This window comes from Bacteroides sp. AF34-31BH, assembly GCF_003602795.1.
Taxonomy (GTDB): Bacteria; Bacteroidota; Bacteroidia; order Bacteroidales; family Bacteroidaceae; genus Bacteroides; species Bacteroides uniformis.
This window is the reverse complement of the sequence record NZ_QTLV01000002.1, coordinates 189,783-201,749: the sequence shown is the minus strand read 5'-3', so window position 1 is coordinate 201,749 and position 11,967 is coordinate 189,783. Positions and strand designations below refer to the sequence as shown.

The 11,967-nt window shown below is 42.1% G+C and carries 13 protein-coding genes; 1 reads left to right on the top strand and 12 read right to left on the bottom strand.

The genetic code is table 11. The features are described 5' to 3' along the window. Positions 1 to 123 precede the first annotated feature (123 nt). Positions 124 to 1,554 carry a hypothetical protein gene (locus DWZ67_RS04430; protein ID WP_120138229.1) on the top strand — a complete coding sequence of 477 codons (1,431 nt, stop codon included), beginning with the start codon at positions 124 to 126 and terminating at the stop codon, positions 1,552 to 1,554. 14 nt (positions 1,555 to 1,568) lie between these two features. Here the strand turns inward: DWZ67_RS04430 and DWZ67_RS04425 are convergent, their stop codons facing one another. The 12 genes from DWZ67_RS04425 to DWZ67_RS04370 form a co-directional block, all read right to left on the bottom strand. After that, complete coding sequence (locus tag DWZ67_RS04425; RefSeq protein ID WP_120138227.1) at positions 1,569 to 2,516, bottom strand: MraY family glycosyltransferase; 948 nt, start codon at positions 2,514 to 2,516, stop codon at positions 1,569 to 1,571. 51 nt (positions 2,517 to 2,567) lie between these two features. Next, positions 2,568 to 3,548, bottom strand: a complete 981-nt coding sequence (locus DWZ67_RS04420; RefSeq protein WP_120138225.1) for an NAD-dependent epimerase/dehydratase family protein — start codon at positions 3,546 to 3,548, stop codon at positions 2,568 to 2,570. A 9-nt stretch (positions 3,549 to 3,557) separates the two neighbouring features. Next, entirely contained in the window at positions 3,558 to 3,878 is a 321-nt protein-coding gene (locus tag DWZ67_RS04415; RefSeq protein WP_005829173.1) for a hypothetical protein, read from the bottom strand. Continuing rightward, positions 3,875 to 4,066 carry a hypothetical protein gene (locus DWZ67_RS04410; protein ID WP_035457993.1) on the bottom strand — a complete coding sequence of 64 codons (192 nt, stop codon included), beginning with the start codon at positions 4,064 to 4,066 and terminating at the stop codon, positions 3,875 to 3,877. Before DWZ67_RS04410 ends, DWZ67_RS04415 begins: the two co-directional genes overlap by 4 nt. A gap of 73 nt (positions 4,067 to 4,139) precedes the next feature. Beyond that, positions 4,140 to 5,372, bottom strand: a complete 1,233-nt coding sequence (locus DWZ67_RS04405; RefSeq protein ID WP_120138223.1) for a glycosyltransferase family 4 protein — start codon at positions 5,370 to 5,372, stop codon at positions 4,140 to 4,142. 9 nt (positions 5,373 to 5,381) lie between these two features. Further along, complete coding sequence (gene wecB / locus DWZ67_RS04400; RefSeq protein WP_120138221.1) at positions 5,382 to 6,563, bottom strand: non-hydrolyzing UDP-N-acetylglucosamine 2-epimerase; 1,182 nt, start codon at positions 6,561 to 6,563, stop codon at positions 5,382 to 5,384. Between the two features lie 25 nt (positions 6,564 to 6,588). Further along, complete coding sequence (locus DWZ67_RS04395) at positions 6,589 to 7,737, bottom strand: capsular polysaccharide biosynthesis protein CapF (RefSeq protein WP_120138219.1); 1,149 nt, start codon at positions 7,735 to 7,737, stop codon at positions 6,589 to 6,591. Positions 7,738 to 7,777: 40 nt separating this feature from the next. Next, entirely contained in the window at positions 7,778 to 8,182 is a 405-nt protein-coding gene (locus DWZ67_RS04390) for a putative toxin-antitoxin system toxin component, PIN family (protein WP_022400851.1), read from the bottom strand. Further along, positions 8,179 to 8,400: a hypothetical protein gene (locus DWZ67_RS04385; RefSeq protein WP_005829183.1), complete on the bottom strand. Its 222-nt coding sequence runs from the start codon at positions 8,398 to 8,400 to the stop codon at positions 8,179 to 8,181. The genes DWZ67_RS04390 and DWZ67_RS04385 overlap by 4 nt, the downstream gene beginning before the upstream one ends. 100 nt (positions 8,401 to 8,500) lie before the next feature. After that, positions 8,501 to 9,574 (bottom strand): polysaccharide biosynthesis protein, encoded by a 1,074-nt coding sequence (locus DWZ67_RS04380; RefSeq protein WP_120138217.1) that lies wholly within the window; start codon positions 9,572 to 9,574, stop codon positions 8,501 to 8,503. 18 nt (positions 9,575 to 9,592) lie between these two features. Then, positions 9,593 to 10,735 carry an N-acetyl sugar amidotransferase gene (locus tag DWZ67_RS04375; protein WP_120138215.1) on the bottom strand — a complete coding sequence of 381 codons (1,143 nt, stop codon included), beginning with the start codon at positions 10,733 to 10,735 and terminating at the stop codon, positions 9,593 to 9,595. 8 nt (positions 10,736 to 10,743) lie between these two features. Continuing rightward, a complete protein-coding gene (locus DWZ67_RS04370) occupies positions 10,744 to 11,967 on the bottom strand; it encodes a glycosyltransferase (RefSeq protein ID WP_008663515.1) in 1,224 nt (407 codons plus the stop codon).

Below are 11,967 nucleotides of genomic sequence, written 5' to 3'. Positions count from 1 at the left end.
GTACACCGCCCGATTCCATTTTTTATGACTATAATTTGGGCAGTTCAAATAAAGTCAATACATTTGCTTTATGCACACTCCGAAGAAGTGTAAACAATATGTCCTAATATAACCCGATAAAAGATGAATGAAAATTGGCCTGAGATTGTGGAAACACTGATACCGTATTTTGAAACAAATTCGGTAGAAGGTGATTACCAGCGGGAAATAGAGAACTGCTTGAAATTTCTTGGATGGAAAAAGACCAATGGAACAATGGTATCCCAGTATACATTACCGATAGGCAATAGTAACTCCATACGCCCGGACATTGTACTTTGGCGAAAGAACGAACATGATACACAATCCCCCGTACTCCCAATTGAAATAAAACGTCCGTCTAATATACAAAATGAGAGGCAAGAAAATCAGTTGATGTCGTATATGCGCCAACTGAAACTTAATGTCGGATTATATATAGGAGAAAAGATACAGCTTTACTACGACATTCCCAACGATGGCGAGAATCCCATCTGTGTATTTACAGCAGAATTTAAGAAAGAAGATGTAAATGGTTCCATCATCTGTGACCTGCTAACTTACGACAAATTCAATCTGGAAAAAATAGAAACATTCTGTAATGAGCAATATAAAAAAATCCAAGCGCGTAATAATCTGCATAGGAGGGTGTCAGAATTCTTATCCGAAGGCAATGGGATAAAGAATATGATTTCGTTGCTCAAAGACAAGTTTACAGCTGAAGGATTTGAGGAATCCGCCATTAATGAAGAATTTGCCAATCTTACGCTTACAGTACATTACGAAAATAAGAGCATTCTCCCTTCATTACAACTTAAAACGAGGCAAACATCTAAAAACTCACAAAACGACTATAAAGAAAGTGACTCCAAAGACCATACAAAATTCTCATTGGATGGAATCAACTTCTATGTCAAAAGACGTTTTGTATTGGAAGTAATCAAGCACTATATCAAAGACCATCCCAACATAAACTATGTTGAACTGGAAAAAGTCTTTCCATCCAATTTACACAGTAAAGCATTGGGTGTAATACGTACCTTGATAGAAGTCCAAGAAAAAATCAAATCTCATCCCGATTTAAAGAAACGCTACTTTCTTAAGCCTGATGAAGTTATTTTATTGGCAGACGGAACAAAAATTGTTGTCAACAACCAGTGGGGAACATTATTTCCAAGATTTCTTGAAGCAGCAAAGAAACTGTACCAAGTAACCAATGATACGGAAAGCAATACTCCAATATCCCGATTAAAGATTACTTTTGGTAATGGGAAAGTAATTCAAGAAACACAAGCAGCCGAGACTTTCCGGCAATTTGTGATGACAGTAGGTGTGGAACAAGTGCAATCTTTAAATATCAAGGTATGCAAGATTCCCTTGATATCAAACACACTTCATGAGAAATACCAGCGCGCTCAAAAACCATTAGGCAACGGACGGTTTCTTATGACCTGCAGCAATACAAAAACAAAGAAGCGTGATATCGAGCGTATTGCCAAAGCTTTGGGTATTCAGGTGACCGCGGAAATTGTATAATGGAAGACAGTAATTCAAGAGATATGTCTTGAAAAATACTTTTTCATGAAGAGTACGTATATTGCGCTCAACAGTAAGATACACCCTATCAAGAAGATATAGCCATACTGTTGGTAATAAATATATCCTACTATTATAAAAGTCTGTATTGTCATATAGGCCAGAGAGACTATGACATGAGGAATCTTCAGTTCATTCGCCATAATCTGATACAGATGCTTGCGATGCGGTAGCCCGATATTCTCATGAAGCATCAGGCGGTGAATGATAGTCAGTACACTATCCACACCATAAACGGATAAAAGGACTATCCAGCTGAAATCTTCCGTTTCAATGATGAGCCTGCCTATCAGGAAAAGAAGGATAAAGGCAATGCTCACCGAACCCACATCACCGGCAAAGCATTTAGCACGCTTGCGGAAATTGAAGAAACAGAAGACTAGAACGGAACAGATAACGGTATAGATGAAATCCGCTTCCACAAAAGTAACCACCTCCTTATTGATATAGGCCAACGCAGCAAGAATAACCAGAGAATAACCACCGGTTATGCCGTTAATGCCATCCATAAAGTTGTAGGCATTGATGATACCCGTACAGACTATCAAGGCTATGACTATCCACCACCAGGACAAGGAGAACAGTCCCCACTGATAAAACATCAAGGCCATGGCAGAGAAATGAAAAAGCAGTCTTGTCATCTGTCCGGTGGATTTTATATCGTCCACGAAGCTGATGAACGTCACCAGTGTCAAGGCAAGCAGGAACCAGGGATATTCAAAGCCACTCGTCAGGAAATAGGCCAACGCTCCGAAATAGAATATAATTCCACCACCCCTTAAAGTCACTTTCGTATGAGAACTCCGCTCATTGGGCTTGTCGATGATATTGCACCTATCAGCCACCTTAAAATAAAAAAGTTCTGCCAAAAACAGCAGAACCAATATTAACAGATAATACATAACAGTATTTTCCTCTTTAATTTTTAATTATCAATTTTTAATTCTTAACTTTTAATTTGAGAACGATTTTATCGTTCTCACTATCCCCTCCTCTGCCCTCACCGGCATTCTGTCAATTCCCAGGGCAGCCTTTATTTTCGCATTACTCACCACATAATTCTCTGTCAACTTGCGCAGACGCTCTGTATTCAAAGGCAAATGGAGCAGAGTCCCAAGCCGGGCACAGAACTCCATCAGTCCTCTGTTTATCTTCCAGATATGCGGCTTACGCTCCAAAGCCCGACACATCAAAGCTATCAGCTCATTTGTGGACAAGGCCTCGTCATCTCCCATGTGGTAGATACCACTCGCCACCTCTTTAGTCAGCAGTCCTTCCAGCACATAGCAAAGATTGTCTATCGAAGTAAAAGACCTCCTGTTCTCAAAAGCCCCCAAAGGCCAGGGAACACCTTTCCTCACCACATTATAAAGAAGATTCAGATTGCCCTTATTGCCGGAACCATGAATCATGCAGGGACGCAGGATATAAACCTGCTTGTCATCATAAGGATTAGCTTTCAATTTCCCATTCTCAACCTTCAACTTGTCAAGGATGTAATTCTCCGCAGCTATCTTGCTTTCCCCATACGGCCCTACCGGGGCAGGCACCACATCTTCAGTCAGCATATCACCCACCACACTGTCGGCAGCAGCTTTTACCGAACTGAAGAATACGAACTTCTTCGCAGACGATTCCAGAAAAAAATCAAATATCTTTTGGGTCAATCCCGTATTAATATCAAAATAGGCTTGGGCAGCAGACCGGTTCTTCGTGTCATGGGCTTTACCAGCCAGATGAATAATGGCATCGAATTCAGGAAGATTCCGCATCGGAAAAGAAGCTGGTTCAATATCCTTCCAGGAGAAAGTCTTTACCACCCCCTCCTTTTCAGGAGCGACAATATCCAGCCCGTAAAGGCTATGACGTTCCTTTAGGGCAACAACGAGATTGGAACCCACAAAGCCGTGGATTCCAGTGACGAGTATGTTCATTGAAATATGCTAAAAAATATACTGACCGGAAACGTGATTATTGGTTATGTATTTAATAAAATAAGTATCTCCAATGACAGAGAAGAAAATATACCACGTCGTATTAGAATTACGTTGATAAGTGATGTAATACATATCCTTACCATAACGCTCAAAAAAAGCGGGCGCTTTCTTTTTTAATTTAGAATGAATGTTCTGTTGAATATCAGCTATCAGTTCTTCCACATAAGAAATAGCAAAAGGATAAGTACCCAAATACTCCTTCTCAACAAGTATTTTTATAAGCCCATACAAATCCTCCTCTACTTCGGGAGCGAATACGACTCTCATCCAAACAAAGCCTTTATACGAGGGCAAAGTCTATCCAATAATTCTTCACCAGAAATAGCATGCCTAATGTCATCACGTCCTTCCGTAACGATATTCGGATTATTCTCATTACCCGTATATACAACTACCGGTTCACCAACATTCGGCACCATCGGTTCTTGTTCCTTATATGGCTTAATCTTCCTCATACATCCAATCTTTCCACAAAGATACCCGGAAATATCAAGTTATCCTAATCATTGACTGATAAATATCGTATGTTCATAAAGCTTCAACTAAGTCTACATATTTTTGAGTTACCACATCCTTTGAATATAATCGCTTAATCACCTCTACACCATTTCGACCCAGTAAAGCTAGTTCGCTTCTTGAGACGGAATTCAGCCAATCCACCATTTCTCCCACCTTCTTTTCCAAACTCTTCTCTGTAATCAACTTTGCACAGCCATGTTCCTGCAGGAAGTTGATGATAGGCGTATCCTTTCCCGAGCAGACCAATAAAGGCCTACCACATGCCATGATTGTATAAACCTTGGAAGGGAATCCCTGCATCTCCATTTCAGGGTTCATGAAAATAAACTGGATGTCTGAATAGGCAAGAATGGACGGCATCAAACTTCTGGGCTGATAGGGCAAAATATGCACATTATCCAGCTCCAACTCACGTACTTTCTCCTCAAGAACGGGTTTCATGACTCCCTCACCGATGATAAAGTATTCAATGGAAACCCCTTTCGTCTTTTCTGCCAGACAGACTAAAGGCTCCCAATCTTGGGCATAACCAATATTCCCGGCATAAAGCAATTTCAAAGAATCTGTGGCAGGGAAAAAATGGGGATTCAGACATTCTACATTTCCACCTTGAGAATTATACAATTCTGTATCTACAAAATTAGGTATTATACAAAGCTTGGACTTATCCTTAAACCTTCCGGCTATTACATTATAAAAAACCTGGTCTATTGTCGTTACGGCCGTTGAGTTATTATAAACATACCGTTCCATCCTACGTAGCTGTTCTATAACAAGCCCGTCCTTTCGTTTCAAGATGTCAGGATATATTTCCTGCACATTATATATGGTTTTACATCCCTTGATTTTCGCCAGCCAAATGTTGATTACACCGATAGTCAAAGGAGGGGAAGGTGACAGTATGACATCTATATTTCTCTGGAACAAACCAATCAAGAAAGAGATAATATGCCAATAGACAAATCCCAGGACACGCAGAAATGTATTTCTGAATTTCTTCTGGGGTACATGAAGAACTCTGATTCCATGAAAACAGCTTTCTTTACAAATCCCCCAAACCTTCCATTTCAGAGGTTGTGCTGCCAGTTGTGATTCCACAACATTGTAATGAGGCGTAGTTGTCAATACCAATACTTCATAACCGTTTTCCTGGAATTTCAGAGCAATATCATTATAAAGATAGGCTGTCGAAACTCCATCCGGACTGAAAATCAGGCTATGTATCAAAATTTTCTTAGGCATGTCTCACCATTATTTTCTCCAAACCATCTTGTTCACCACCCCCGTATAGCTCTGAATCAACTTCACAACCTTGGCCGATACATTCTCATCCGTATAATTGGGCACCGGCAGACCGTGATCCCCATTCCTATTCATCTCCACGGTAGTATCTACAGCCTGAAGCAAGGATTTCCCGTCAATGCCGGCAAGGACAAAGATACCCTTGTCAAGAGCCTCGGGACGCTCCGTACTGGTACGGATGCATACAGCAGGGAAAGGATGCCCCACAGAAGTGAAGAAACTGCTCTCCTCAGGCAGGGTACCGCTGTCACTCACAACGGCATAGGCGTTCATCTGCAGGCAGTTGTAGTCGTGGAAACCGAGAGGTTCATGCTGAATCACACGTCTGTCAAGTGCAAAGCCGCTTGATTCCAGACGTTTCCTGCTACGGGGATGACAACTGTAAAGTATGGGCATGTCATATTTCTCGGCCATAGCGTTAACCGCGCTGAAAAGGGACAGGAAGTTCTTCTCCGTGTCAATGTTCTCTTCCCGGTGCGCGGAAAGCAGGATGTATTTACCTTTCTGGAGATGCAATCTCTGGTGAATATCGCTGGACTCTATTTCCGTCAGGTTCTCATGCAGGACTTCCGCCATGGGCGAACCGGTTACGTATGTACGTTCTTTCGCCACGCCCGAAGCGTTCAGGTATCTGCGGGCATGCTCCGAATAGCAGAGGTTCACATCGGAAATGACGTCCACAATACGGCGGTTGGTCTCCTCAGGCAAGCACTCGTCAAAGCAGCGGTTGCCTGCCTCCATATGGAAGATGGGGATATGCAGACGTTTCGCGCCTATCACGCTCAGGCAGGAGTTCGTGTCTCCCAACACCAGCACGGCATCAGGTTTCACCTGCACCATCAGCTTGTAGCCGGCGTTGATAATATTCCCCATCGTGGCACCGAGGTCATCACCGACGGCATCCATATACACATCGGGGGCTTTCAGCTTCAGGTCACGGAAGAAGACACCGTTCAGGTTATAGTCGTAATTCTGGCCGGTGTGGGCCAGAAGACAGTCAAAATAACTGCGGCATTTGTTGATGACAGCCGCCAGGCGGATGATTTCCGGACGGGTGCCCACTATAATCAGAAGTTTCAGTCTGCCGTTCTCCTGAAACCTGACTTGCGAATAATCCAATTTTATATCCATCTGTTCCTATATTCTTTAACTCGTTTCAGACTTTTTCAGAATAAGTGTCCGGACGTGCCGGGTCGAAACACTCGTTGCACCACATGAAGGTCACCAGGTCTTCCGTTTCCGAAAGGTTGACAATGTTGTGCGTATAGCCGGGAATCATCTCCACGACCTCCATCCTCCCGCCGCTTACCTCGAAGCTGACAACATCCTCCGTACCTATCTTGCGGAGCTGTATCAGACCGTGTCCGCTCACCACCACAAACTTCTCGTTCTTGGTATGGTGCCAGTGCTGGCCTTTCGTAACGCCCGGCTTGGAGATGTTCACCGAGAACTGCCCGCGGTCGGAAGTACGGATAATCTCCGTAAAACTGCCGCGGTCGTCCACATTCATCTTCAGGGGATAGCTGAACCGTTCTTCAGGCAGGTATGAGAGGTATGTGGAATAGAGTTTCTTTGTAAAGGCATCGCTCAAATCCGGAACGGACAAGGTACCGGGCATTTGTCTGAAAGACCTTATCAGTTCCACAATACCGCCCAAGGTAATGGTATGCACCACGGGTACTTCGCAATAATCCCCGTTGCGGTGTTCCCTGCCGCTCAGGGCAGAGACAAGCTCGTCCACCACATCGTCTATGTAAACCAGATGCATCACCACCGAAGGGTCGTTCACCCGGATGGGCTGGTCATGGGCGATGTTGTTGCAGAAAGTGGCCACCGCGCTGTTATAGTTGGGGCGGCACCATTTGCCGAAAACATTCGGGAAGCGGTACACCAGTACCTTTGCCCCCGTTTCCCTGGAGTACTCGAACAACAGTTGCTCCCCTGCCCGCTTCGATTCACCGTAAGGGTTGTCGAGTGCGGCCTGCGTGGAAGAGGAAATCATTACCGGACTGGTATTGCCGTGCTTCTTCAATGTATCAAGCAGCGTGGAGGTGAAGCCGAAGTTCCCTTTCATAAACTCAGACGCATCCTTGGGACGGTTTACGCCCGCCAGATTGAAGACAAAGTCAGCCTGTCTGCAATAGACATCCAGTTCGGCCGGGTCACTGTCCATGTCATATTCGTAGATGGCAAGTTCCTCACCCGCAATGCCGTAATTACGGGCTTTCCCGTCACGGATGTTGTGCAGCTGGGATACAAGGTTCCGGCCGACAAACCCTCGGGAGCCGGTTACTAAGATTTTCATAAACTAATGGGTTCTGTTTGTCACAGAAAAGAGAAGATATTCATAGTGAATGACAGAAATCATCCAAACCTATAAAACTTACTTTTGGGAAATTATATTGCTTCAATATATGAAAATGATGATCTTCCGTAACAATAAACTTGGCATTAGCCACAACTGCACAGTCCACAAACTTATTATCATCCGGATCTGATTTTATCAGATTGAAGTTATAATAAGGAGTAAAGAACAAAGTGTAAGGGTTATTGAGAATGACATCAATCACCAGCTTGGCTATTTCCACACCTGCCAAACGTTCTAAAATTTCCTCATATTCATTAAGAATTTCATCAGAAACGCATAACTGATTCGTTCCATCCAGAAAGCAATCCCAAATCTTACGGTACCTGCTTTTGGGAGAAATGCACTGTATCAGGCTATTTGTATCTAATACAATTCTATTCATCTCTTCGGAAGTGTACGGACATCAATTTTTCTCAGTTCATCAAGTTTTTCTTGGTTTAAAACTCCCGAATCCCATAAGTCATTCAAGCGGTCATCTAACTTCTGAGAAAAATATTTGGTCAACACTTCTTTAACTTCATTCAATCGCTCCTCCGAACCATCAAAAGCAAACATCTTCAAAAGATGTTGTTGAACTGAATTTAATACTGTTGCTGCCATATTCTCAATTATTAGTTTCAATATGGCAAAGATAGTTTTTTTTTCTAAAGGAACAATACATTCCCTCTTTCTTTCCTGTTGTATTATTCAAATTAAAGACTTATTCACTCTTGATTTCCGCGCTCTTCGCCTTTTCCTCCATCCCGAGGTCTTCGCGGATGAAACGGAGTTTCAAAAGAAGCTTTTTCATGCCCTCCACATCCAGGCGGGCGGTGTTATGGCTGTGATAGTCCTCTATACGGGCAATATCCTCATTGCCTTCCGTGAAGAACTTATCATAGTTCAAGTCACGGGTGTCGCAGGGGATGCGGTAGTAGTCGCCCATGTCGACAGCTTTTGCCATCTCTTCGCGGGTTACCAGTGTCTCATACAGTTTCTCGCCGTGGCGCGTGCCGATGGTCTTCACCTCCGTCTCACCGTATTTCGGATCAACCTGCGCGTATGTTTCCTTCAAGGCCTGCGCCAGTACATCCAAGGTGGCGGCAGGAGCTTTCTGCACGAACAAGTCACCGTTGTGCCCGTGCTCAAACGCATAGATTACCAGATCTACGGCATCGTCCAGCGTCATCATGAAGCGGGTCATGTTGGGGTCCGTTACCGTAATGGGCCTGCCGTTCTTTATCTGCTCCACCCACAACGGTATTACAGAACCGCGGCTTGCCATCACATTGCCGTAACGGGTACAGCAGATGGTTGTACCGGCTTCCTCACCCAACGCACGGCCCTTGGCTATGGCAACCTTCTCCATCATGGCTTTGCTGATACCCATGGCATTGATGGGATAGGCGGCCTTGTCGGTAGAAAGCACCACCACATTCTTTACACCATGCGCTATGGCGGATTCCAGTACATTGTCCGTACCGATCACATTGGTCTGCACAGCCTGCAACGGAAAGAACTCGCAGCTGGGAACCTGCTTCAAAGCAGCGGCAGAAAACACATAATCCACTCCCATCATGGCACCGTCCACAGACTGGCGGTCACGGACATTACCAATGTAGAATTTTACTTTGGGATTTTGCAGGTGATGACGCATGTCATCCTGCTTCTTCTCGTCGCGACTGAAAATACGTATTTCCCTGATGTCAGAATCGAGGAAACGACGCAATACGGCGTTACCAAAAGATCCGGTACCGCCAGTGATTAATAAAATTTTGTCTTTGAATATAGACATAACTCACTAATATTTTTCCTATTTTCTAATTCTTTTATCCAATCCCAAAAGTTGATAAAGTCTAATGCCAATCTTAAATGCCCAGGCATTATTCTTATAGTGCAAGTATTTTTTCGGCAATTTATGATATGACATTAGTTCTTCCTTACTAATAACCAGTTTCTCTGCCACTTCATCAAACATCTTTTTACACTCCTCATCAGAAGCAGGAGGATTCTTTAAAATTTCAAGAGCTTCTTCACGGCTCATTTGCCCTGTAATAATCAAACTTGATAATTGCGCCCTACGAATATCATAGCCAAACCGAGTAGGAAGCCACCAAGCCTCCAGAAACTTAGTAAGCAAATCCTCAAAATGTTTTTGCCCATAAGGTTTATAATCATATTCACGTTGAAGGGTTGCCAACATTTCAGCTTTTGTAAAAGGAACATAATTTAGGAGTTGCAACGTCTTTACTCCTTTTATGTATGGAAGAACAAATTTATGTTTAAAACCTGTAGTATAAATATAATTCTTAGTCTTCACATTGCCGTGCTTTTTTAATACATCCTTTACATAGGTTTTATCTGCTGTAGGCCCTGCACCATCAAACCAAGATTCCGGGTCAGCTACAATTTCAGTACAAATATTATAACCATTCAAAATGTATTTCACGCCCAATTCTTCTGAATATTTATCTATTTGAGCAATGAAAGCATGGTCTTGAGGAACATCCAACCCGGCATGTCCAGTCTTGAAAAATGCAATCTGCATTTGCTTCAACTCTTCAAAATCCAACTTCTGAATATGAAGATGAACATTCAATTTATCACAAAGTTTTTTTATATTCTCTTCTGCTACAGGCAAATTCCATCCGGCATCAATATGAAATACAAAGGGACGAAGTCCCCACTCTTTGACTGCAAGATGTAACATGTAACAACTGTCCAACCCACCACTCAGTCCTAAAATGCAATCGTATTTTTTACCTTTTCCGGAGATTCTTACTTGCTCCAAAATGGCTTTCAACTCAACTTCGTGGCCTTTGCCATGGTTCCACCAAGGTAATATATGTTGTTCATACTCTCGGCATCTGTCACATACACCATTTTCATCAAAAGTCAGATTAGAATCAGTCGTATCCATTACACAATGGGTACATACTTGGTAATTTTTATCCATACTCTTTTCTACTTTAACAAAGTATCATACAATTTTATATAATCTTCAAAGCGTTCATTTTTATCATAATATTTAACAGCTCGTTTTCGACATATATGATGATAAACTTCTTTTCCTCGCTTTACTATTTCAGCTACAGCCCTCTTTATGCCTTTTATATCCCCTTTTTCTACAATATATCCAGTTTCATCTGATACAGACTCAACACTTCCGCCAGTCCGATATGTAATGACAGGTGTTCCACAAGCTAAAGATTCTAGATTTGTTGTTGGAAATGTATCTTCCCAAGTTGGGTTAATAAAGACAGAAGCTAAAGTGTACAAAGTAGCTAATTGAGTAACATTTTCAGTTCTCTCAATTCCAATTATGCCATCGGGGATTTCTTTCAACTGTGTTTTTGATAATCCCACTAAAACAATAACCCAATCTTCAGAAATCATGTTATACAATTGAACGAAATCCTCAAGCCCCTTGCGTTTATCCCAAATACTAGCTACTCCTAATAAAACACTAGTTTGCTCTGCTAATCCCAATTTATTTCTCATGGCACATACACTCTGCAAGGATTGAGGAGAAAAAAGTTTTAGATCAATTCCATTTTGAATTACATTTATTGGATAATTTTTTAAGAATGATTTCTTTACAATCATTCCTAGCCACTGTGATACCGGCACAATAGTCAAATTTTCCATAGATGTAAACAACTTTTTTTTTAGTTCATAATTTTTAAAAGACCTATCTATTAATACACTTCCAGGATATATTTTCTTTTGTACGCAAGTCTCACAATGCGTCAACCATTTCTCACATCCGACATAGTCAAAATGAGCACAATGCCCAGTCATTGACCAACAGTCATGAAAAACCCATACCACAGGTGTAGAAATAGAAGATAAATACTTAAATAAAACCTCCATATTCAAAAAATACCCATGAATGTGATGAAGTTGAATAATATCAGGATGAATTTCCTCAATCTGTTGTATTAATCTTCTAGTGGCTCGAGTAGAGTGAAGACAATGAGTATCAAACAAACGTGTCATAATTCCATGCCAATACACATCCCATTTTGTACCTATTTTAATAGTCATAGATTGACTAGGCAAATGATTACGAGCATAAGTTATATAACTCTTCCAACCATGTGCAAGAGCTACTTGCCCTATTTGTTCAGCAATACGTCCTACAGAACCAGAATTCACCTCTATACTAATTTGAAGAAGAGTAAGCAT